This window comes from Dyella humicola (assembly GCF_026283945.1).
GTDB lineage: Bacteria > Pseudomonadota > Gammaproteobacteria > Xanthomonadales > Rhodanobacteraceae > Dyella > Dyella humicola.
Genome location: NZ_JAPDPC010000001.1, coordinates 1,135,856 through 1,157,526, shown reverse-complemented (window position 1 = coordinate 1,157,526; position 21,671 = coordinate 1,135,856). Strand labels below are relative to the sequence as shown.

The window sequence follows — 21,671 nt, the reverse complement described above, 5'->3', positions numbered from 1 at the left end:
CGGCGCCCAAGGGCGCCGTTCTGTTATTTGTTGCCGAATTGGTCGGGACGGCGGGATTCGAACCCACGACCCTCTGCCCCCCAGGCAGATGCGCTACCAGGCTGCGCTACGCCCCGACGATACGGCAAGTCGGTGAGTCTACCAGCTCAGCGGGTAGCACCGAAAGTCATTGAAGAACGAAAGTGATCAGCGACGTAGCAAAGACAGCACTTCTTCCAGTTCCATGCGCACCTGGCGCACGATCTGGTGGGAAATGCTCGACTCCATGCGCGCCTGCGGCCCTTCCAGACGGGCACGCGCACCGGTGATGGTGAAGCCTTCGTCGTAGAGCAGGCCGCGGATTTGTCGGATCATCAGCACGTCGTGGCGCTGGTAATAGCGACGGTTGCCGCGGCGCTTGACCGGATTGAGCGCGGGAAATTCCTGCTCCCAGTAGCGCAGCACGTGGGGCTTCACGCCGCACAGTTCGCTGACCTCACCGATGGTGAAGTAGCGCTTTGCCGGAATGGCCGGAAGTTCGGTGTTATTCCCTTGGTCCAGCATAGCCCTCGACTCGCACCTTGAGTTTCTGCCCCGGTCGGAACGTCACCACGCGGCGTGCGGAAATGGGAATTTCCTCACCCGTCTTGGGATTACGCCCCGGTCGCTGGTTCTTCTGCCGCAGGTCGAAATTGCCGAAACCCGACAGCTTGACCTGCTCACCCTTTTCCAACGCTTCGCGGACCACTTCGAAATAAGCGTCCACGAATTCTTTTGCCTCACGCTTGTTGAGGCCCACTTCGAGAAAAAGGCGCTCTGCCATCTCCGCTTTGGTCAGCGCCATTTCACCCTCGCAATCTTGCCTTGCATGCCATCTCCAACGCTGCGACCGCTTCACGTACATAACGGTCCGCGTCGTCGTCAGTAAGCGTGCGTGAAGCGTCCTGTAAAATCAAGCCCATAGCGAGACTCTTTCGGCCTGCTTCGACCCCCTTGCCGCTGTACCGGTCGAACAGGCGGAGCTCCTTGAGTTGCTCGCCAAGGGTGGTCCGGATGACCTGCTCAATCTGTGACCAGCTGACCGCCTCGGGCAGATCCATGGCGATATCGCGCCGAACCGAGGGGAAGCGGGGTACGGGCTGCGCCTTGGGCAGGCGACGGGCCAGCACCGGATCCAAGGCCAGCTCGAGCACATGGACATCGGCACCGAGGTCCAGGGCTTTAGCCAGCTGGGGGTGCAACGCGCCCAGGTAGCCCGCAGTCATGCCATCGCGGGTCACCCTGGCGCCACGGCCCGGATGCAGCCAGCCGGGCAGGCCGTCCGCGTGCACGGCCCAACGCTGCGGCTCACCGCCCCAGGCGATCAGGGCGTCGAGGTCGCCCTTGAGATCATGGAAGTCCAAGCTACGGGTGGCTTCGCCCCACTGCTCGGCCTGGGCCGTGCCGCAGGCCACCATCGCCAGGGATGGGGTTTCCGTCGGCGCCTCTTTACTGGCTGCCGCCGCCGGTGCGATCTCGAACGTACGGCCCAGCTCGAACAGGCGCACACGCTCCTGCTGGCGCGCACGATTGTGCGAAAGCGCCTGGATCAGTCCTGGCAACAGCGAGGGACGCATCACGGCCAGGTCGGCCGACAGCGGGTTGGCCAGTGCCACCAGCTGCTCGGTCATGCCCCAGCGCTGCAGCAAGTCGTTGCCGACGAAAGCGAGGTTGACAGCCTCGTAGTAGCCACGAGCTGCCAACTGCTCGCGCACGGCCACTTCGTTGAGGCGCGCCTCCGGTTCGGCGGCGAGCGTCAGCGCGCCGGCCGGCGTATGCGTGGGAATGTTTTCATAGCCATGGATGCGCGCGACCTCTTCAATCAAATCTTCTTCGCGCTCGATGTCAAAGCGGCGGCTTGGCGCGGTGACCCGCCAGCCATCGGTCAGGGGCTCGACCTTCATGCCGAGCGCCGTGAAGATGCGAACGACCTCGTCATCGGCGACGGTCAAGCCGAGCACGCGGGCCAGCCGCGCGCGGCGCAGCAGGATCGGCTCCGGCGAGCGCAGGTATTCCGGCAGCGTGACATCCACCAAGGGTCCGGCGACGCCGCCGGCGATGTCCAGGATCAGTCGTGTCGCGTATTCGACGGCGATGCCCGGCAGTTCCGGGTCGACGCCACGCTCGAAGCGATGCCCGGCGTCCGTGTGCATGCCCAGCTTGCGGCTGCGGCCGATGATGGCCGACGGAATCCAGTGCGCGGCCTCGAGGAACACGTTGCGCGTGACGTCGGTAACGCGCGTGTCAGCGCCACCCATGATGCCACCCAGCGCGACCGCGCGACCGCCCCTGCCGCCGCGGCTGTCGGAGACCACCAGAAAGTCGTCGTCCAGCGCCACCGTGCGGCCGTCGAGCAGGGCCAGTGACTCGCCCGCGCGCCCCGGACGCACGACGATCTCACCCTCCAACGCATCCTTGTCGAAAGCGTGCATGGGCTGGCCAAGTTCCAGCATGACGTATTGCGTGACGTCGACCAGGAAGCTGATCGGGCGCAGGCCGCTACGACGCAACCGCTCGGCCATCCACACCGGTGTTTGCACCTTGGCATCGACGTTGTCGATCACGCGGCCGGCGAAGCGCGGCACGCGCGCGCCCGCATCGAGCACGACCTTCATCGTGGCATCGCTCTGGGCAGGTACAGGGGGGGCGTCTAGCGGAATGACCTCGCTTCCCAATGCTGCGGCGACATCGAATGCAATGCCGCGCACGCTGAAACAATCCGCACGGTTGGGCGTAAGTTTGATTTCGATGCTGGCATCCGGCAGACCGAGGTACGTCGCAAGCGGCGAACCCACCGGCGCGTCGGCGGGGAGTTCGAGCAAGCCCGATGCATCGGGATCAATGTCCAGCTCCTTGGCCGAACAAAGCATGCCGAACGATTCGACGCCGCGCAGCTTGGCCGCCTTGATAGCGATGCCACCGGGCAGGTTCGCGCCAACGGTGGCCAACGGAGCAACCAGGCCAGCGCGCGCATTCGGCGCCCCGCAGACGATCTGAACGATGCCGCTGCCTGTATCCACCTGACAGACCTGCAGGCGATCAGCCTCGGGGTGCTTTTGCGCGCTGACAATGCGCGCCACGATGACGCCATCAAGCGCGTTGCCCAAGGCAGTGACGTCTTCGACTTCCAGGCCAATCGCTGTCAGCGTCGCAGCGAGTTCGTCGCGCGACGCGCGGGTCGGCACATGGCTGCGCAACCAGTTCTCGGAGAATTTCATGCGTATCGATTCCTGCCGCGATTTAAGCGAACTGCTTGAGGAAGCGCAGATCGTTCTCGAAGAACGCGCGCAGATCGGAAACGCCATAGCGCAGCATCGCAAAGCGCTCCACGCCTAGGCCGAAAGCGAAGCCGGTGTAACGCTCCGGGTCGATGCCGCAGTTCCTCAGCACGTTCGGATGCACCATGCCGCAGCCGAGCACCTCGAGCCAGCGCGTGCTGCCGTCCTCGGCATCCCAACGGATATCCACTTCGGCCGAGGGCTCGGTGAAGGGGAAGTAGCTGGGGCGAAAACGCATTTCGAAATCGCGCTCGAAGAACGCGCGGATGAATTCGGCCAGCGTGCCCTTCAGGTCGGCGAAGCTGGAAGTTTCATCGACCAGCAGGCCTTCGATCTGATGGAACATCGGCGAGTGGGTCTGATCCGAATCGCTGCGGTAGACCTTGCCCGGCGCGATGATGCGGATCGGCGGCTGGCGTCCTTGCATCGAACGCACCTGCACCGGCGAAGTATGCGTGCGCAACAGGCGGCCATCGCCAAAATAAAAGGTGTCGTGCATGGCGCGCGCCGGATGGTGCGGCGGGAAATTCAACGCCTCGAAGTTGTGCCAGTCGTCCTCGATCTCGGGACCGTCGGCACGCTGGTAACCCAGGCGCGAGAAGATCGCACTGATGCGCTCGAGCGCACGCGTGATCGGGTGGATGCCGCCGCGCTCGCCGTTGCGGCCGGGCAGCGTGATGTCGAGGGTTTCGGAGGCAAGGCGACGATCCAGCTCGGCCTGCTCCAGCACCTGCTTGCGTGCCGCCAGTGCATCGGCAAGGCGATCCTTGACGCGATTGACCTCGGCGCCGCGCGCCTTGCGCTCATCGGGTGCCAGGGCGCCGAGCGCCTTGAGGGCGGCGGTCACGATGCCGCTCTTGCCTAGCAGGCCCACGCGCAGCGCATCGAGCGCTTCGAGCGTGTCGGCCTGGTCGATATCGGCCAGCGCTTGTGCGACGCGGGTATCCAGATCGTCCATCAATGCGACTCTCTTGTTCCCGCTCCCCTTTGGGGAGCGGGTTAGGGTGAGGGGTCACTCTTGCGATATCGCTGATTCGAAGCACGCTTCGACCTAGACCGTGGCAAGACGTGTCCCCTCACCCCGGCCCTCTCCCCCGTCAACAAATTTGTAAACGGGGGCGAGGGAGCAAATATCGAGAGCCATCCAAACAAAAACGGGGAGGAGGCGTTTGGCCTCCTCCCCGCTTGATCACATCATATCGTCTGTGCGCAGAGCGCTAGACGATCAAGCGGCCAGACTGGCCTTCGCCTTCTCTGCGATCGCACCAAATGCCTTGATGTCGTGCACGGCGATATCAGCCAGAACCTTGCGGTCGACCGTGATGCCGGCCTTGGCCATGCCATTGATCAGGCGGCTGTACGACAGGCCGAACTGACGGGCAGCAGCATTGATACGCACGATCCACAGGGCGCGGAACTGACGCTTGCGCTGCTTGCGGCCGATGTAGGCGTACTGACCAGCCTTGATGACGGCCTGGTTGGCGACGCGGAAGACCTTGCGACGGGCATTGTAGTAACCCTTCGCACGGCCAATGATCTTCTTGTGACGACGACGGGCGGTAACGCCACGCTTAACACGAGCCATGGTTCAGTCCTCCGCCTTAGAGATACGGCAACATGCGTGCAACACTCTTGGTGTCGCAAGCTTTGACGTGGTTGGTCGCACGCAGACCGCGCTTACGCTTGGTCGACTTCTTGGTCAGGATGTGCGACTTGAAGGCGTGACCTGCCTTGAACTTGCCCGATGCGGTCTTGCGAAAACGCTTCGCGGCCGCCCGGTTGGTCTTGATCTTGGGCATCGGAATGCTCCTTGAGTGGGGATTGAGACCCCGGTTTCTGACTGATCTGGCGGCAACCCCAGGGATTGCTCTTTCCGTCCTGCCACGATCGGTTCACGACCCGTCCGTATGGGTCGAACCGGCGATTATACGGAGGAAGTCGGGGTAACGCCAGTCTTTGGCTCCCTATCCCCCTGGGGAGAGGGTTGGGGTGAGGGGCCGGGCTGGCCTCGGTGCCGGATTGGGCGAATGCACGGGTAGAAAGGCCCTCGCGAGCACCCGCCCCTCTCCTCGGTCCTCTCCCCGCAGGGGAGAGGAAGAAAAAAGGCGGCCCTGGGCCGCCTTTTCGATTACTGCTTCTTCTTCGGCCCGATCATCATGACCATCTGACGGCCTTCCAGGCGCGGGAAGGACTCCACCACGCCGTTCTCGCCCACGTCTTCCTGGATCTTCTTGGCCAGGTTCTGGCCCAGGTCCTGGTGGGACATTTCGCGACCGCGGAAGCGGATGGTGACCTTGACCTTGTCGCCTTCCTCGAGGAAGCGAAGCATGTTGCGCAGTTTGATCTGGTAGTCGCCCACGTCCGTAACCGGACGGAACTTCACTTCCTTGATCTCAACCTGCTTTTGCTTCTTCTTGGCCGCCTGGGCCTTCTTCTGGGCTTCGAACTTGAACTTGCCGTAATCCATGATGCGGCAGACCGGCGGGTCGCCGTTCGGCTGGATCTCGACCAGATCCATCCCCGCTTCCTGGGCCAATGCCAGTGCCTCATCGCGGGTGAGAATGCCGAGCTGTTCCGCATCGGCGCCGATCACACGTACGCGCGGAACGCGAATTTCGTGGTTACGGCGATTGCCCTTAGTGTCGGTGGTAGCGATACCACTATCCTCCAGAAGAGTTCATATCAAGGCCGGACCACCGCTTAGCGGCTGGTCTCGGCTTCCAGGCGTTCGACGAAGGCTGCCAGCGGCATGCTGCCGAGATCCTCGCCTGAACGTGTACGCACGGAAACGGCCCCTGATTCCTTCTCGCGATCTCCGACCACCAGTAGGTAAGGGACTTTCTGCATCGTATGTTCGCGGATTTTATAGCCGACCTTCTCATTGCGCAAATCGGCCTGTACGCGGAAACCTTTATCGACAAGGGTTTGCGTGACCTCGCGGACATAGTCGGCTTGGGCATCCGTGATGCTGAACACCGTCGCCTGCACCGGCGCCAACCAGGTAGGCAGCAGACCGGCGTAGTGCTCGATCAAGATGCCGATAAAGCGCTCCATCGAGCCGACAATGGCACGATGCAGCATCACAGGGTGACGACGCTGTGAATTCTCATCCACGTAATCGGCGCCCAGACGCTCGGGCATCATGAAATCCACCTGCATAGTGCCGACCTGCCAGGCACGACCGATGGAATCCTTGAGATGGTACTCGATCTTGGGGGCATAGAACGCGCCCTCGCCGGGAAGCTCCACCCATTCGACGCCCGCCGCACGTAGCGCACGACGCAGCATTTCCTCGGTGCGGTCCCAGAATTCGTCGGAACCGATGCGTTTATCCGGGCGCAGCGCGAGCTTGACCGCGATATCACTAAACCCGAAATCGGCATAGACCTTCATGGCCTGCAGATGGAAGGCGGTAACCTCGGCCTCGACCTGCTCCGGCGTGCAGAAAATATGGCCATCGTCCTGGGTGAAGGCACGAACACGCATGATGCCGTGCAGCGCACCCGACGGCTCGTTGCGATGACACGCGCCGAACTCGCCGTAACGGATCGGCAGCTCGCGATAGCTGTGCAGATCGGTGTTGAAGATCTGCACGTGCCCGGGGCAATTCATGGGCTTCAATGCGAACGTGTGCTTCTCCGACTCGGTGAAGAACATGTTTTCCTGGTAGTTGTCCCAGTGACCGGACTTCTTCCACAGCGACACATCCAGCACCTGCGGGCAACGCACCTCCTGGTAACCGCTCTGGCGGTACACGCGGCGCATGTACTGCTCCACCTGCTGCCAGATGGCCCAGCCATTGGGGTGCCAGAACACCATGCCCGGGCCCTCCTCCTGCTGGTGAAACAGGTCGAGCGCCTTGCCGATCTTGCGATGGTCGCGCTTTTCCGCTTCTTCCAACTGATGCAGGTAGGCCTTCAGATCCTTGTCGTTGAGCCAGGCCGTGCCATAGATGCGCGTAAGCATCGCGTTGTTGGAATCGCCACGCCAATACGCGCCGGCAACCTTCATCAACTTGAATGCACGCAACTTGCCGGTATTGGGCACATGCGGGCCACGGCACAGGTCGGTGAATTCGCCCTGCGTATAGAGCGAGAGTTCCTCATTCGCCGGAATGCTCTCGATGATCTCGGCCTTGTATTCCTCGCCGAGGCCACGGAAGTAGGTCACCGCGTCATCGCGCGACTTCACGCTGCGCGTCACCGGCAGGCCTTCCTTGACGATCTTTTCCATCTCCGCCTCGATCTTGACCAGATCCTCGGGCGTAAACGGGCGCTCATAGGCGAAGTCGTAGAAGAAGCCGTTGTCGATCACTGGACCGATGGTGACCTGCGCGCCGGGATACAGGCGCTGCACGGCCTGCGCCAGCAGATGCGCCGTGGAATGACGCAGGATTTCCAGCGCCTCCGGGCTCTTCTCGGTGACGATCTCGAGGCTGGCGTTGTGCTCGATGGGGAAACTGGCGTCGACCAGCTTGCCATCGACCTTGCCGGCCAGCGTGGCCTTGGCCAGGCCGGCCCCAATCGATGCAGCGACATCCTGCACCGTCACCGGGTGTTCAAAAGGGCGTTTGCTGCCGTCGGGTAGCGTGATCTCAATCATGTCCATACCTGATACGCACGCCCACACAAAGCGTGCTCGTAGTGAAGAGTCCGGCCATGGATGGCCGGTTTGTCTTTGCCCGCCTGGATGGCGGGCACTTCATCAATCGTCCAGCCTTGGATGGCCGGTTTTTTCTTGCATGCCTGGAGACAGGCACAAATTCAACCCACAAAAAAAGGGCGCCACGCGCCCTTCCTGAATACAAGGCGTGGCGTGGTCAGCGTTGGAAGTTCGTAGTTGCCATGTCGCACACTCGGCCGGCGTGATGAGCGCGAGCCACCTTGTCTCCGTGGATTGCTGTCAGAACGCTAGTTTAGCCCACTATGCGCTGTCAATTCAGCAGGGTGCTTCAAGGCAACTGCGCGCACCGGCGATAGAATATGCCGATCATTCCGAAGGGTTTTCCGATGCGCATCCTCGTCACCGGCACGGCCGGATTCATTGGCGCCGCCCTGACTGAGCGCCTGCTGGCACGCGGCGACGACGTCTACGGCATCGACAACCACAACGATTACTACGACCCCAAGCTGAAAGAATCGCGTCTCGCGCGCTTTGCCCAGCATCCGAACTACACCCATCGGCGGGCCGACCTGGCCGACGCAGATGCCGTAAACGACGCTTTTGCGACATGTCGCCCCCAGCGCGTGGTGAACCTCGCCGCCCAGGCGGGCGTGCGTTACTCGCTGAAGAACCCACAAGCCTACGTACAGAGCAACCTGGTGGGCTTCGTGAACATCCTGGAAGCCTGTCGGCACGGCAAGATCGAGCATCTGGTGTACGCCTCGTCCAGCTCGGTCTATGGCGCCAATCGCAAGCTGCCGTTCGCCGTCGAGGACCCGGTCGATCACCCGGTGAGCCTGTACGCCGCCAGCAAAAAGGCGAATGAGCTGATGGCGCACACCTACAGCCATCTATACGACCTACCCACCACCGGGCTGCGCTTTTTCACGGTCTACGGCCCCTGGGGACGACCCGATATGTCGCCGATCCTGTTCGCCGACCGCATCAGCCGTGGCGAGCCGATCGACGTCTTCAACTACGGCCATCACAGCCGCGATTTCACCTATATCGACGACATCGTCGAGGGGGTGATCCGCACGCTGGATCATCCCGCCCTGCCCGACCCGGCGTACGACGCACTCACGCCGAGCCCGGGGACGTCCAGCGCACCCTATAGGGTCTACAACATCGGCAACGACCAACCCGTGCAGCTGCTGCGCTTCATCGAGCTGATGGAGCAGCAGCTCGGACGTACGGTGGAAAAGCGCCTGCTGCCGATGCAACCCGGCGATGTGCCGGACACTTGGGCCGATGTCTCGGCGCTGAGGCGCGATGTGAATTACGCGCCCAGCACCTCGATCGAGGAAGGCGTGGCGCGGTTTGTGGCCTGGTATCGCGAGTACAACCACTTGGAAAGCTAGCAACATCCCTAGCCCCACCCCAGCGCATCACCTCCGATTGCGAGGTATCCGATGACAACGCTGGACTAGCCGACGAAGAGCCCTCAAAACGGCTTGGCAATCACCAGGAAAATCACACCCAGCAGCAGGAATACCGGCAGCTCGTTCATGACCCGCAGCGTCTTGGAGGACGGCAGCGCTCCGCCCCGTTCACTGCGCTTGAGCAGGCGGCCAGTCCAGATGAAATAACCCAGCAGCAGCGCAATCAGGACCAGCTTGGCGTCGATCCAGTGCAGCGACGCCGTGACGTTCGGCAGCACACCTGGAAACACCCGCCAACCCAGCCACAGGGTCAGGCCAAGCAGCGCGGCCAGCCCGAACATGTTGTGCCCGAAGCGGTACAGCCGACGCCCCATCAACACCAACCGTGCCCGCACCGCCGGCTCGTCGCCGGCCTCGGCGATATTCACCAGGATGCGCGGCAGGTAGAACACCGTGGCCATCCAGGCGATGACAAACAACACATGGAAGCTCTTGATCCACAAATACGTCATGCATGGCTCCCTCGGCAGAAACAAAAAAACGGCGCGAACCCTAAGGCCGCGCCGTTTCGTCGGAGCCAATCATAGGGTCAGAGTACAGTCCTTCTGAAAGTGTACCCTGCCCCCTGTTTCGCCAGCTCACCCACCAGGAGTCGCGATGGTGAGTTCCACGCGGCGATTCTGCGCCTTGCCTTCCGCCGTATCGTTGGATGCCACCGGACTTTCCTCGCCGAAACCGTGAGCCGAGACCATATCGGGCCTGACGCCCTGCGAGATCATGAATTGCATCACGTTGTCAGCCCGTTTCTGCGACAGGACGAGATTGGTCGGGACACCCTGGGCGGCCAGTGCCGCACCGATCGGCGTGCTGTCCGTGTAGCCGTTGACCATGATCTTGTTACGCTGATGCGGCGCCAGGATCGCGGCTATCTTGGCGATGCTGGTCTTGGCTTCAGTCGACATTTCCCAACCGCCCGAGGGGAACAGCAACTGGCTGTTGACCGAGACCTTGATCGCGTTTTGCATACGCTCGATATGCATTTCGCGGGACGATATCTCGGAGCCCATGGTCGCATTGAGTTGCTTGTACTGCGCCTCGAGTTCAGCATTCTTTTGTTGCGACTCGTCATATTTCTGTTGCGACACACAGCCCGCCATCAGCAGCGCCGCACTTAATACGCACAGGGTCAGAATCTTCGCCATGGGTGTTCCCCTCTCGCCGAGAAATGGTGCGGAAGTGATGTTGGCCCCTGAACAAAATGCCGTCCGTGGCGATGATCTTCGCCGAGACTTTGTGAACAAAACAAAAAGAAACCGCTTCAGGCGGCAGGGAGGGCGACGGGGGTCCAGGTGAACCCTGCGGTTCGATGAGTCGTTGCCTGGGCGCCCGTAAGGCTCGCAAGGCACGCGATGGATGGCTCGCGGATTGGCGAAGGAAGCTCCTCGCCTGCGCGGGGATAGCGCGAGGTCAGCCACCCCCAAAAACAGAAGCGGCGCTAAGCCGGGAGGCCGCGCCGCTGCTGGACTTCAATTGGTGGGCGGTACAAGGATCGAACTTGTGACCCCTACCATGTCAAGGTAGTGCTCTACCGCTGAGCTAACCGCCCGGTTCTCGCACGGCGTACCGTGCGAGCCGCGCAGTATACGTGAGCCGAATCACCTCGACAACCACCCCCGCGAAAGCGGCCTCTCAGCGCAAGGCGCGCTCTCGCAACTGGTGAATCTGGTCGCGCAGCCGGGCCGCGTCTTCGAACTCCAGGTTCTCGGCATGCTTGTACATCTGCGCCTCCAGCTTCTTGATCATGACTGAAGCCTGATCGGCGCTGAGCGCGGCATAATCGACGCCCTTTTCGGCGACCGCGCGGCGCTCGCCACGACTGCCCCGGCCACGGCTGGCACCCTCGCTGCGGGCGCCCTCCATGATGTCGGCGATACGGCGCACCACCGATTGCGGCGTGATGCCGTGTGTTTCGTTATAGGCCTGCTGTTTCTCCCGGCGCCGTGCGGTCTCGTCCATCGCCGCCTTCATCGAGCGGGTAATTACATCGGCATAAAGAATCGCCTTGCCGCGCAAATTACGTGCGGCGCGGCCAATGGTCTGGATCAATGAGCCCGCAGAGCGCAGGAAGCCCTCCTTGTCGGCATCGAGAATCGCCACCAACGACACCTCGGGCATATCCAGGCCCTCGCGTAACAGGTTGATGCCCACCAGTACGTCGAACTCACCCAGGCGCAGGTCGCGGATGATTTCCACGCGCTCGATCGTCTCGATATCCGAATGCAGGTAACGCACCTTCACACCGTGCTCGCCAAGGTACTCGGTGAGGTTCTCGGCCATGCGCTTGGTCAGCGTGGTGACCAGTACACGGTCACCCATGGCCACGCGCTTGTGCACTTCGCCGAGCAGATCGTCGACCTGGGTTCGCACGGGGCGCACTTCCACTTCCGGATCGATCAGGCCCGTCGGACGCACCACCAGCTCAACGATGGCATCACCCGATTTCTGCAGCTCGTACTCACGCGGCGTGGCCGACACATAGATGGAACGCGGCGCGCGCTGCTCCCACTCCTCGAAACGCAACGGGCGGTTGTCCACGGCGGAAGGCAGGCGGAACCCGAACTCCACCAAGGTCTCCTTGCGCGAGCGGTCGCCCTTGTACATGGCGCCCAGCTGCGGAATGGTGACGTGCGATTCGTCCACCACCAGCAGCGCGTCAGCCGGCAGGTAATCAAACAGTGTCGGCGGCGGCTCGCCGGCACTGCGCCGCGTCAAATGACGAGAGTAGTTCTCGATGCCCTGGCAGTAACCGACCTCGGCCATCATCTCCAGATCGAAGCGCGTGCGCTGATCGAGGCGCTGTGCTTCGACCAGCTTGTTGTCCTTGTAGAGTTGCTCCAGCCGCTCCTTCAACTCGACCTTGATGGTCTCGATCGCGTTGAGCACGCTTTCTCGCGTGCTCGCGTAATGCGTACGCGGGTATACCGTGTAGCGCGGCACCTTGCGGATGGTCTCGCCCGTCAGCGGATCGAACAACGACATGTTTTCCACTTCGCCGTCGAACAGCTCGATGCGTAGCGCCTCGGTTTCCGATTCGGCCGGAAACACATCGATCACTTCGCCACGCACACGATAGGTACCGCGGCGCAGTTCCAGCTCGTTGCGCGTGTATTGCAGCTCGGTGAGCTGGCGAATCAAGGCGCGCTGATCGATGTGCTCGCCGCGCGCCAGGATCAGGCGCAACGAAAGATAATCTTCCGGGTCGCCCAGGCCGTAGATCGCCGATACCGTCGCAACGATCAACGAATCCTTGCGCGACAACAATGCCTTGGTCGCCGCCAGTCGCATCTGCTCGATATGCTCGTTGATCGACGCATCCTTCTCGATGAAGGTGTCCGATGCCACGACATAGGCTTCCGGCTGGTAATAGTCGTAATAGCTGACGAAGTACTCCACTGCATTGTGCGGGAAGAATTCCTTGAATTCGCCATACAACTGAGCTGCCAGCGTCTTGTTCGGTGCCAGCACGATGGTGGGTCGTTGCACCTTCTCGATCACATTCGCAATGGTGAAGGTCTTGCCCGAGCCAGTGACGCCTAGCAAGGTCTGTGCTGCGAGACCTGCCTCGAAGCCCTCGGCCAGTGAACGGATAGCCGTCGGTTGGTCTCCCGATGGCTTGTAAGGGGATACGAGTTCAAAGCGGTCAGTCATGGCGGTCTACATGAGGTCGCAAGGGGACATTTTAAATTGCCCCTGCTGACAGTGCGTGTCAGCAGGCTAGGACGCCCGGCATGCCATGATGACGACTGGGACCGCCTTTCGCAGCTCGGTAGGCTGTCTCACCCGGCTGCGCAGGAAGCGACTCCCGATGAAACGCCGCAGGATGGCCAGCTGCAGACGCCAGGACGGGTTCACCCTCGTCGAGCAGATCCTGGTTGGTCTGATCGTCGTCACACTCAGCTGCGTGGCCACGCCCGCCCTGAGCCAACTAGTGAAGCGCCATCGCTTGCAAACAGCGCAGCTGAACCTGGTCTCGGCCCTGCACCATGCGCGAGGGCTGGCGGTCACCACGGGGCGCCGCACCATGCTCTGCCCCACCCGCGACGGGCAGCGCTGCGTCGATGAGCTGCACTGGGAGGGCGGCTGGCTCATTGGCCACTACCGCACAAGTCAGACCGACCGGATCGATGGCAAACCGCTATTCACCGGATCGCGCCACGATACGCTCACCATCCTGAGCACGGTCGGACGCCAACGCGTGCGCTTCCAGAATGACGGAAGCGCCAACGGTAGCAATGTCACCTTCACGCTTTGCCACCGGGGGCATACCGATGGCGCTCTTACGGTGGTGGTTTCCAGTACCGGCCGCGTCCGCAGCCCCAAGACCACCACGGATCAGGCCAGCACGTGCGCCAACGCGCACTAGGCATCACCCGGGTGGATTGACCACGACGTAGGTTACTTGCGTACCCGCGTATTGCGGCTGATACCAGGTGGAACCACATTGGGTGTATCCATTGCCGTTGACCACCACACTCTGACACCCCGTGCTTGGCACCGAGTTGACGATCGAGCCAACCACGGCTGCGGTGACAACCGCCGTCGCCGTCACCGCCGCAGCGGTCGCCACCGGGTGGTAACAGCATCCGCCCATCCCGCGATCCCAGTTGTTGTCGGCGTTGACGTCGATGTTGCGATTGACATTGACATTGGCGTTGCGATTCACGTTGACATTGGCGTTGCGATTGACGTTGGCGTTGGCGTTGGCGTTGGCATTGATGTTTCGATTGCCACCCGCGTTGACGTTCCGATTAGCGCCCTCACCGATGTTTCGATTGCCGCCCGCATTGACGCTCGTACGAGCACCGCCGCGTACCTCGCGGGCACAACATGTCGAAACCACCGTCAAGCCGATGATGCCAGCAAGCATCAGCGGGAAAACCATAGGGGAACGATAAACACGCGCGTTACTGGACATGGCCCGGCTCCTTTGCGGTGTCGGCGGTAGCGTCCGTCGTGGCGAACCTGATGCGGTGCGCATCCTTGGGTGCCGTGAACGAAAAAGCCGATTCGGGCACCGGCGTCGATGCATCCCATGTAAACGTCGCCGCGTACTGCGGCTTGGCATCATCGTCGGTCGTTGTAATCACCAGCCTGCACGGGAGTGGCTTGTCGCCTTGCCGAACCCATAGTTGCCAATCCACGCCCTCCTGCCTGAAGGCGAAGTGCTCGCATACGGCGCCATTGATACGCGCGGGACCCACGGCGATGGCGCTTTTGATCGCAGACACATTGGCGGCATCCGTCCCCCAAAGAAAAAGATCGGAAATGGGAAGTTCGATGCCAAATTTATTTTTCAGGTCGCTCAAGAGCTCCTTCACGGTCGCCGGCGCCGGCGTCGACGCGTAGAAATGCAGGCGCGGCGAATACAGCGTGAAGGTCTTACCATCGAAGAAAAACTGCCGCTGCTGACGATCCGTATCCAAATTGAGGAACAGCCCGTTGGGTTTGCGGTATTTGTAGGTGAGCTTGCCGCCGAACTGCAGTTTCTGCCCGCTCAACAGCACCTCGTCCAGGGTGGTGTCGACCTGCAACGTGAACATGTTCAGCGTGCGCAGATAAGCGCCCATCTTGTTGAGCTCATCAAGCACTCCGGGCTCGATCGCCGGTGCCGCGTCCGTAGCGGGCGCAGCCGCCGGTGGCACAGTTGGCGATTGCGCCAGGGACACGTCACCAGCCAGCGCGACGACGACGGTCGACGCCGCAAAAACCGCGGATCCCAGACTTCGCAGACTACCCATGACGTGCCTCCTCGATGAGCCGGTGATTTGGGCAGCGATTCGACGTTCGATTCACCGCCATGCAGGCGTACGGCCGAGCTGGGGATATTTCTGATCCAGGATCGTCTAGCGCGTTGGTTGATCGCCTCGGCGAACTTGCGCGGCCACCGCGCGCTCATTGAAGTCGAGATGCAAGGAAAGCAAGCCATTCAACGGCTTTGATGGTTAACGCTGTGTGGTCCTTGGATGCAGACGATTTGACGGGCATGCAAGCCACCCAGCCGGGGCGTTTGGCCCTGATTCCGCTGGCCACGGCACGACATAAGCGCACGCGAATATCGTGCTTCGACCGCCATGGAGGATGCTTGGGTCAACGACGATCTGCGAATGCCACGCGGCGCCCCCGAGCCATCATCAGCAGCCCAATGAATCCCTGCTGTGGCGCAAGCAAGCCCGGGGAAAGCGTTGGGGGATGGCCCTGCCTCGAGTCGGCACGGCAAGAGGCGGGCACGAGGCGAAGCCACAGGCAGGAAACCCCGTCGCATGGCCGGCGACGTATTCAGTCCAACCCAGGCCAGCTCAAGCCACTCGCAAAAAAAATCAAGGCCCTGCATTGCTGCAAGGCCTTGTCGAAGATGGCGCCCGAAGCTGGACTCGAACCAGCGACCCCCTGATTAACAGTCAAGTGCTCTAACCAGCTGAGCTATTCGGGCGGGGTGAGCTGGATAGTTTGTATATCCAACCCTGGGCTGTCAAGACTTTCGGTGCAATTTCGGCGCTTAGTGGGCCGGTTCGCTGGTCAGCACCCGGTAGCACGGGACATAGGCGCTGCTGCCTGGCAGCTTCATGCGGTCCTGGGAGACGAACGCCTTAAGGAGCTCGTCAAGGGTGCGCATGATGTCGCTGTCGCCGTCGATCTCGAACGGGCCATGTTGCTCGATGGCAAGCACGCCCTCTTCCTTCACATTGCCGGCGACGATGCCGGAAAAGGCTCGACGCAAGTCCGCGGCCAGCTCGTGACGCGGACGATCGCGATGAATCGCCAGAGCGCGCATGGCCTCGTGTGTGGGGCGAAACGGCAGCTGGAACGCGTACGGAATGTTCAACGTCCAGTTGAAGAAAAAGGCGTCCTTGGTGTCCAGGCGGTGATTGCGCACCTTGTCGATGCCGCGGACCATCGCGCGGGCCACGGCAGCCGGATCGTCGACGATGATCTGGTAGTGCTGCGCGACGCCGTCGCCCAGGGTCAGTCGCAGGAAGCGGTCGATCTGCTCGAAGTAGGCCGCGGAGTGCTTGGGGCCGGTGAGGATCAACGGGAACGGAACGCCGGCGTTGTCTGGATGCAGCAGGATACCCAGCAAGTAGAGAATTTCCTCGGCCGTGCCGACGCCACCCGGGAACACGATGATGCCGTGACCCATGCGCACGAACGCTTCGAGGCGCTTCTCGATGTCCGGCATGATGACCAGGTGATTCACGATCGGATTGGGCGATTCGGCCGCGATGATGCCGGGCTCGGTAATGCCGATATAGCGGTTGTTGCGACGACGTTGCTTGGCATGGGCGATGGTGGCGCCCTTCATCGGCCCCTTCATCGCACCCGGGCCGCAGCCCGTGCAGATATCGAGGGCACGCAGGCCAAGCTGATAGCCCACCTGCTTGGTGTATTCGTATTCGTCGCGCGAGATCGAATGACCGCCCCAGCACACCACCAGATTGGGATCGATCTGCGGCTTGAGAATGCGCGCGTTGCGCAGGATCTCGAACACCACGTGAGTCAGGCCGACGCTGTCGTCCAGATCGAAATTGCCCTGCTCCATCTGCGTCGACACATAGACGATGTCGCGCACGACGGCGACCAGCAGCTCATTGATGCCGCGGATGATCTGACCATCGACGAAAGCCTGGGCCGGCGCGTGCGTCAGTTCGATCTTGATGCCGCGATCCTGCTGGAGCACCTGGATGTCGAAGTCGGGAAACTGCTCGAGAATGGTGCGAGGATCATCGCTCATGCTGCCCGAAGTCAGCACCGCCAGCGCGCAGCGGCGCAGCAAGGCGTGCATGCCCGAACCACTGGCATCGCGCAAGCGTGCCACTTCGTTGCGGGAAAGAATATCCAGGCCACCGGCGGGCGAAATGCGCGCGCTCACGGTGGCGGCTCGACCGGCCTTGCCGGCTTTCATCTCATTCATTGAAGCAATCTCCTAGCCGCGCCTTCGCGGCTCGTACGTCCGCACGGGACATGGCGGACCGTGTAGCTTCCCGCGCAAGGCATGCTAGGGTCAAGCCAGAAAGCGTCGGTGCAATGGCCTTACGCAAAAGGCCTATCGAATAATCTGCTGCAGATCGCCCTAGGGCAAGGAGAACGCTGTGGCCTGGCTGGCCAACACCGTACTCGTGGTGCACGCGCTGCTCGTGCTGTTCATCGTTGGCGGACTCGTCGCGATATGGGTCGGCGCAGGCGTCGGCTGGCCGTGGGTCGGCGACCGGACCTTTCGCGTTGTCCATCTTTGCGCCATCGGCGTGGTGGCGGCGCTGCCGATGTTGGGCATAGCCTGCCCATTGACGGTCCTTGAGGACTGGTTGCGCACTGGTACTGTCGGAGAGGAAGGCTTCCTGCAGCATTGGGTGAGCCGTCTGCTCTATTACGACTTGCCGTCCTGGGTGTTCACGCTCGGCTATGCACTCTTCGCATTGCTCGTACTGCTGACCTGGCGCCTGGTTCCGCCGCGGCGACGCAGATAATCGGAGTGCAGCCACATGGTTCCGGAAACCGGACCGCGTGGCGTGGAACTGACAGCGAGTGCGGCAGACTTGGCGCCCCCAGTCGAGGACGCCAAGTCTGATTCAAGCCTTAAAACGCGTACTTCAACGTCAACAGGACCGACCAGCGCTGAGCCAGGTCGTCGTTGTTGTTGATATAGGTCGGCACCGGCAGCGGCTGGTAGCCATTGCCCTGGTTGTACGTCGTGCATGACGCCTTGCCGCCGCAATCAATGTTGTAGATGTACTTGCCGGTCTTCGGATCGACGCCGGCATAGTCCGCCAGCGCGCGACCGCCCGGGAAGTTCACGCGCTTCTCGATGCCCCAATGCTTGTTGAGCATGTTGGTGAAGTTGTACACGTCGAGACGGATGATGCCCTTGTTGCCCTTGAAGATGCCCGGAATTTCCTGACTGAAGCTCAGGTCGATCTGGTTGATCCAGCCGGCGCGATCATCGTTGCGCTTGGCCACTTCACCTTGATGATCCTTCAGGTAGTCGTTCTTCTGGATGTAATCCCAGAACTGCTGGACCAGCTTCGGATCGGTACCCGGGCGGAACTCGACCTCACCCGGACGCGGTATGTAGACCAGGTCGTTGGTGTAGCCGTCACCGTTGGCATCGTTGCCGAACGTCCAGCTGTACGGGGAGGCCGAATGGCCGTCGTAGAAGATGCTTGCGCTGGTGTTGTAGTCACCCCAGAAACGATGCTGCCAGTTCAACGACGCAATTACACGACGCGGCACCGAGTAGTTCGATGTGCTGGCCACGTTCTCGTTCGAGTTGAACACGTAGTTGTTGCCGAAGTTTGAGTTCGCCACCGACGACGTACCCGGGTTCACCTCGGTCGCACGGCTCCAGGTAAAGCCGACCATGCCCGACCATTCGTCCGAGAACGGCTTGCGCAACGCCAGTGCGATGCTGTCGGCGCTACCTTTGCTGGTATTGGCGAGATTGATCATCTGGCCCGAGAACGCCGGGTTGGCGTTCGCACGCGGGATCGGCTTGGTCGTGGCCGGATCGGTCTGCAGCTTGTAGAACGTCGCGCGACCATCAGGCAGCACGCCGGTCGGCGCACCGAGGTTGATGTTTTGGAACCAGATCGCATCACGCTGATCGATATGCAGCCAGTCGGCACTCGCGACCAAGCCATACCAGGGCAGCTCGCGATCGATGCCCAGACTGAACTTCCAAGCGGTGGGGATATGCCAATCCGGCGAGATGGTGTTGACCGTCATCTGGCCTGCGCTACCCGGACCGTTGTTCTGGTTATGCGGATCCGGACTGAACGCTGGCAGATTGGTATTGCAGGGCGGCGACTGGGTCGGGCCGCAGTTGTACTGCACCTGGGTCATGCCCGAGTTGGAGAAGATATTGCCCAGCCATACGCCGGGCTGATTGGTCACAAACAGACCCGCACCACCGCGCAACTGCGTCATCAACTCGGTGTTGAACGCATAGTTGAAGGACATGCGCGGCTGCACCACTCGATTGCCATTGATGGTGGTCTGGTTGGTGCGGCCGAAGCCACCTGCAGCGGCGCCCGTCTTCGGGTTGATGGTCGGCGCGGCGGCGAACGTCGGGTTGTAGATCGGCCGGTCGTCCATCAACGGAATGTCGACGCGCACGCCGTACTGCAGCGACAGGTTGTTGGTGACCTGCCAGGTATCCTGCAGGAATACGCCCCACTGGTTGAGGGTGTAGCGCGCAGCCACATCGTCCAGACTCAGTCCGTTGGCCGGGCGGTTGTAGCGGTACTGGTAGTAGTTGCCGGCGACGAAGTTGCTCAGGCCGGTGGTGCCCTTGGGGCCCGGCACTTCTTCAAACACGTAGCTGCCGAAATAGTTCTGCAGGAACAGGTTGTAGTACTGGTCCTTCTCGAAATCGATACCGCCCTTCACGGTGTGGTCGCCGAGGAACAGCGAGCCGGCCCAGGCCGCGTTGAAGGTCTTCACCTGCAGCACATTGGCCTGGCTGGAATACTCCGTGCCGAACTCCACCGCCGGGCCGCCAAACACCCCCGGATACACGGTGATGTCCGGCATCGCCACGCCGTTGTACGGGCCGCGGTTCTGGTCGAACTTGGCATACGACACCGTGGTGTCGGTGGAGAAGATGTCGGACCAGTCGTCGTAGAAGTGCAGCGCGTAGCTCTTGTTGTCGACGTTGGTCTTGTACCAGCCGCTGGACAGCACCAGCTTGGTCTGGCTACCGGTGATGATCGGCTTGTTTTCCTTGGTCTCGCTATAGGTAAAGCTGGCGCGATGATTGTCGGTGATGTTCCAGTCGATCTTGCCGAGGTAGCGCTTGTCGTCCAGGTTGGAATTGCCGCCGCCGACCGAGCCGATATCGGTCAGGCCATACTTGGCGGCGATGTCACGCACCTGCTGCACCTGCGCATTGGTCAGACCCTTGATCGGCGTTGCCGCGCCGGAATCCTGCGGGCCGTAGGGGCTGCCCGAGCCGACCTGCTCGCTCTTTTCCACCGAGGCGAAGAAGAACAGCTTGTCCTTGATGAGCGGGCCGCCGACGGTGGCGCCGCCCGTCCACTGGCGATTGAACCCGGCGTATTCCTTGCCGATCTCGTTATTGCCGATCATGTCGGTGTTCTGGAACGCGTAGTACACCGAGCCGTGGAAGTCGTTTGTGCCGCTCTTGGTGACCGCGTTGATATTGGCGCCCAAGCCGCGACGGGTGGCGACGTCGTAGTTCGCTGTCGAGATGTTGTATTCCTCGATGGTGTCCTGCGAGATCGGCGTGCCAAGCGTCGGCAGACCATTCGCGTTCAGGCCGAAGGGATCGTTCGCGCTGACCGAGTCGACGGTGATGTTGTTGTAACGGCTGTTCTGGCCGACAGCCGAGATTTCGCCACGGGCACGGTCGGTGATGGTGATGCGCGGATCGAGGCGCACGATGTTCTGGATCGAGCGGCCCGGTGTCGGCGTGGCTTCGATTTCACGACGCGAGACGTTCGTCGACAGCCCCTTGTTGTCCGGGGTGAAGGTCTGCGAAAGCGAATTCGCCGAGACCGTCACGCCGTCCAGGTTCTTCGCCGCCGCCTGGGCCGTACCCATGCTCAGGTTGACGGCGGTGTCCTGGGCCAGTTGCAGGTAGACGTTGTCCTGCTCGGCCTGGGCGCCATCCTTGGAGACCTTCACATCAAACGGACCGCCCACTCGCAGACCCTGGGCAGCATAACGGCCACTGGCGTCGGTGGTGGTGGTCTTGGTGGTGCCGGTCGGCGCATGCACGATCTGCACGGCGGCACCGGCGATCGGCTGGCCACTGGCGTCCAGCACGCGGCCACTGATCGAAGAGGAGGTGTCCTGCGCGAGGACCGGCGACGCGACAAACAAAGTCGCGATCGCCATTGGCAGTAATTTCGTGCGCAAAACGTGGTTCATCGAGTTTCAACCCTTGAGAGATTCGCAGAAGGCATGGGATCAGCGCAGAGGAGTCCCATGCCCCTCCACCACTGTTTTAAGTGGCTGATTCCCGAAAGTTATTTGATCGACCCGGGGAGCTCGGAGTAGTCACCGGCCCAAGTCCATCACGACGAATGTAAGCGCATAATATTACAAATACGTAACTTCTTGAGGCTTTCTGCGCATTTCTTACGGTTGAATGCCGCCGGAAATCGTAAGCTTTCGCCTCCGTGGCCGAGCCACACGGGCAGGGGAAAAGCGGCCTCGAGGACTCAGCCAGGCCGTCCTGATGCTGCGACGGACGCGGGAGGGAAGCGCGGATCGACCACGGCATTGCCGCGGACGGGCGTGAGCGCGTTTCGCAGGC

General features: G+C 61.7%; 18 protein-coding genes and 3 tRNA genes. 3 read left to right on the top strand and 18 right to left on the bottom strand.

The genetic code is table 11. From position 1 onward, the window contains the following. Nucleotides 1-39 precede the first annotated feature (39 nt). The 9 genes from OUZ30_RS05000 to thrS form a co-directional block, all read right to left on the bottom strand. Nucleotides 40-116, bottom strand: a tRNA-Pro gene (locus OUZ30_RS05000). A 70-nt stretch (nucleotides 117-186) separates the two neighbouring features. After that, complete coding sequence (locus OUZ30_RS04995) at nucleotides 187-543, bottom strand: MerR family transcriptional regulator (protein WP_056007932.1); 357 nt, start codon at nucleotides 541-543, stop codon at nucleotides 187-189. Then, nucleotides 524-823: an integration host factor subunit alpha gene (gene ihfA / locus OUZ30_RS04990; RefSeq protein WP_019467382.1), complete on the bottom strand. Its 300-nt coding sequence runs from the start codon at nucleotides 821-823 to the stop codon at nucleotides 524-526. Before ihfA ends, OUZ30_RS04995 begins: the two co-directional genes overlap by 20 nt. Before the next feature lies 1 nt (nucleotide 824). Further along, nucleotides 825-3,236 carry a phenylalanine--tRNA ligase subunit beta gene (pheT, locus tag OUZ30_RS04985; RefSeq protein ID WP_266181079.1) on the bottom strand — a complete coding sequence of 804 codons (2,412 nt, stop codon included), beginning with the start codon at nucleotides 3,234-3,236 and terminating at the stop codon, nucleotides 825-827. A gap of 22 nt (nucleotides 3,237-3,258) precedes the next feature. After that, nucleotides 3,259-4,254 carry a phenylalanine--tRNA ligase subunit alpha gene (gene pheS, locus OUZ30_RS04980; RefSeq protein ID WP_266181077.1) on the bottom strand — a complete coding sequence of 332 codons (996 nt, stop codon included), beginning with the start codon at nucleotides 4,252-4,254 and terminating at the stop codon, nucleotides 3,259-3,261. Between the two features lie 267 nt (nucleotides 4,255-4,521). Next, a complete protein-coding gene (rplT, locus tag OUZ30_RS04975) occupies nucleotides 4,522-4,881 on the bottom strand; it encodes a 50S ribosomal protein L20 (protein WP_131409389.1) in 360 nt (119 codons plus the stop codon). A gap of 16 nt (nucleotides 4,882-4,897) precedes the next feature. Next, complete coding sequence (gene rpmI, locus OUZ30_RS04970; protein WP_017463631.1) at nucleotides 4,898-5,095, bottom strand: 50S ribosomal protein L35; 198 nt, start codon at nucleotides 5,093-5,095, stop codon at nucleotides 4,898-4,900. 329 nt (nucleotides 5,096-5,424) lie between these two features. After that, on the bottom strand, nucleotides 5,425-5,952 hold the full coding sequence (infC, locus tag OUZ30_RS04965; RefSeq protein ID WP_323134909.1) for a translation initiation factor IF-3: 528 nt from the start codon (nucleotides 5,950-5,952) through the stop codon (nucleotides 5,425-5,427). Between the two features lie 44 nt (nucleotides 5,953-5,996). Continuing rightward, on the bottom strand, nucleotides 5,997-7,898 hold the full coding sequence (gene thrS, locus OUZ30_RS04960; RefSeq protein ID WP_266181076.1) for a threonine--tRNA ligase: 1,902 nt from the start codon (nucleotides 7,896-7,898) through the stop codon (nucleotides 5,997-5,999). 407 nt (nucleotides 7,899-8,305) lie between these two features. Here thrS and OUZ30_RS04955 point away from each other — a divergent pair, with 407 nt between their 5' ends. Further along, the gene (locus OUZ30_RS04955; protein ID WP_266183104.1) at nucleotides 8,306-9,319 is read left to right on the top strand and encodes an NAD-dependent epimerase; all 1,014 of its coding nucleotides are present in this window, start codon (nucleotides 8,306-8,308) and stop codon (nucleotides 9,317-9,319) included. An 83-nt stretch (nucleotides 9,320-9,402) separates the two neighbouring features. Here OUZ30_RS04955 and OUZ30_RS04950 read toward each other — a convergent pair whose 3' ends face one another. From OUZ30_RS04950 to uvrB, 4 genes are all read right to left on the bottom strand, one after another. Next, nucleotides 9,403-9,852, bottom strand: coding sequence for a CopD family protein (locus OUZ30_RS04950; RefSeq protein WP_266181075.1), 450 nt, complete (start codon nucleotides 9,850-9,852; stop codon nucleotides 9,403-9,405). Between the two features lie 126 nt (nucleotides 9,853-9,978). Continuing rightward, nucleotides 9,979-10,542 carry an OmpA/MotB family protein gene (locus OUZ30_RS04945; protein WP_266181074.1) on the bottom strand — a complete coding sequence of 188 codons (564 nt, stop codon included), beginning with the start codon at nucleotides 10,540-10,542 and terminating at the stop codon, nucleotides 9,979-9,981. A 329-nt stretch (nucleotides 10,543-10,871) separates the two neighbouring features. Then, nucleotides 10,872-10,946 (bottom strand) — tRNA-Val (locus tag OUZ30_RS04940). A gap of 83 nt (nucleotides 10,947-11,029) precedes the next feature. Next, complete coding sequence (gene uvrB / locus OUZ30_RS04935) at nucleotides 11,030-13,048, bottom strand: excinuclease ABC subunit UvrB (protein WP_266181073.1); 2,019 nt, start codon at nucleotides 13,046-13,048, stop codon at nucleotides 11,030-11,032. Between the two features lie 157 nt (nucleotides 13,049-13,205). Between uvrB and OUZ30_RS04930 the strand changes: the two genes are divergently transcribed. Further along, nucleotides 13,206-13,763, top strand: coding sequence for a GspH/FimT family pseudopilin (locus tag OUZ30_RS04930; protein ID WP_266181072.1), 558 nt, complete (start codon nucleotides 13,206-13,208; stop codon nucleotides 13,761-13,763). Between the two features lie 3 nt (nucleotides 13,764-13,766). Here the strand turns inward: OUZ30_RS04930 and OUZ30_RS04925 are convergent, their stop codons facing one another. From OUZ30_RS04925 to ppnN, 4 genes are all read right to left on the bottom strand, one after another. Continuing rightward, on the bottom strand, nucleotides 13,767-14,315 hold the full coding sequence (locus OUZ30_RS04925) for a hypothetical protein (protein WP_266181071.1): 549 nt from the start codon (nucleotides 14,313-14,315) through the stop codon (nucleotides 13,767-13,769). Further along, complete coding sequence (locus tag OUZ30_RS04920) at nucleotides 14,305-14,988, bottom strand: DUF2092 domain-containing protein (protein WP_266181070.1); 684 nt, start codon at nucleotides 14,986-14,988, stop codon at nucleotides 14,305-14,307. Before OUZ30_RS04920 ends, OUZ30_RS04925 begins: the two co-directional genes overlap by 11 nt. Before the next feature lie 765 nt (nucleotides 14,989-15,753). Further along, a tRNA-Asn gene (locus OUZ30_RS04915) sits at nucleotides 15,754-15,830 on the bottom strand. A gap of 66 nt (nucleotides 15,831-15,896) precedes the next feature. Further along, nucleotides 15,897-17,300: a nucleotide 5'-monophosphate nucleosidase PpnN gene (ppnN, locus tag OUZ30_RS04910; RefSeq protein ID WP_425601508.1), complete on the bottom strand. Its 1,404-nt coding sequence runs from the start codon at nucleotides 17,298-17,300 to the stop codon at nucleotides 15,897-15,899. A gap of 187 nt (nucleotides 17,301-17,487) precedes the next feature. On the opposite strand from ppnN, the gene OUZ30_RS04905 reads away from it, so the two are divergent. Continuing rightward, on the top strand, nucleotides 17,488-17,862 hold the full coding sequence (locus tag OUZ30_RS04905) for a DUF2784 domain-containing protein (RefSeq protein WP_266181068.1): 375 nt from the start codon (nucleotides 17,488-17,490) through the stop codon (nucleotides 17,860-17,862). Between the two features lie 109 nt (nucleotides 17,863-17,971). On the opposite strand, the gene OUZ30_RS04900 is transcribed toward OUZ30_RS04905, so the two are convergent. Continuing rightward, the gene (locus tag OUZ30_RS04900) at nucleotides 17,972-21,283 is read right to left on the bottom strand and encodes a TonB-dependent receptor (RefSeq protein ID WP_266181067.1); all 3,312 of its coding nucleotides are present in this window, start codon (nucleotides 21,281-21,283) and stop codon (nucleotides 17,972-17,974) included. Between the last annotated feature and the right edge of the window lie 388 nt (nucleotides 21,284-21,671).

Excerpts from the sequence above, each read along its gene's own strand:
- OUZ30_RS04930 (WP_266181072.1), top strand. The coding sequence starts at position 13,206 with ATGAAACGCCGCAGGATGGCCAGCTGCAGACGCCAGGACGGGTTCACC.
- OUZ30_RS04950 (WP_266181075.1), bottom strand. The coding sequence starts at position 9,852 with ATGACGTATTTGTGGATCAAGAGCTTCCATGTGTTGTTTGTCATCGCC.
- OUZ30_RS04955 (WP_266183104.1), top strand. The coding sequence starts at position 8,306 with ATGCGCATCCTCGTCACCGGCACGGCCGGATTCATTGGCGCCGCCCTG.
- OUZ30_RS04900 (WP_266181067.1), bottom strand. The coding sequence starts at position 21,283 with ATGAACCACGTTTTGCGCACGAAATTACTGCCAATGGCGATCGCGACT.
- rplT (WP_131409389.1), bottom strand. The coding sequence starts at position 4,881 with ATGGCTCGTGTTAAGCGTGGCGTTACCGCCCGTCGTCGTCACAAGAAG.
- rpmI (WP_017463631.1), bottom strand. The coding sequence starts at position 5,095 with ATGCCCAAGATCAAGACCAACCGGGCGGCCGCGAAGCGTTTTCGCAAG.
- ihfA (WP_019467382.1), bottom strand. The coding sequence starts at position 823 with ATGGCGCTGACCAAAGCGGAGATGGCAGAGCGCCTTTTTCTCGAAGTG.
- pheS (WP_266181077.1), bottom strand. The coding sequence starts at position 4,254 with ATGGACGATCTGGATACCCGCGTCGCACAAGCGCTGGCCGATATCGAC.
- pheT (WP_266181079.1), bottom strand. The coding sequence starts at position 3,236 with ATGAAATTCTCCGAGAACTGGTTGCGCAGCCATGTGCCGACCCGCGCG.
- OUZ30_RS04995 (WP_056007932.1), bottom strand. The coding sequence starts at position 543 with ATGCTGGACCAAGGGAATAACACCGAACTTCCGGCCATTCCGGCAAAG.
- OUZ30_RS04925 (WP_266181071.1), bottom strand. The coding sequence starts at position 14,315 with ATGTCCAGTAACGCGCGTGTTTATCGTTCCCCTATGGTTTTCCCGCTG.
- uvrB (WP_266181073.1), bottom strand. The coding sequence starts at position 13,048 with ATGACTGACCGCTTTGAACTCGTATCCCCTTACAAGCCATCGGGAGAC.
- thrS (WP_266181076.1), bottom strand. The coding sequence starts at position 7,898 with ATGATTGAGATCACGCTACCCGACGGCAGCAAACGCCCTTTTGAACAC.
- ppnN (WP_425601508.1), bottom strand. The coding sequence starts at position 17,300 with ATGAAAGCCGGCAAGGCCGGTCGAGCCGCCACCGTGAGCGCGCGCATT.
- OUZ30_RS04945 (WP_266181074.1), bottom strand. The coding sequence starts at position 10,542 with ATGGCGAAGATTCTGACCCTGTGCGTATTAAGTGCGGCGCTGCTGATG.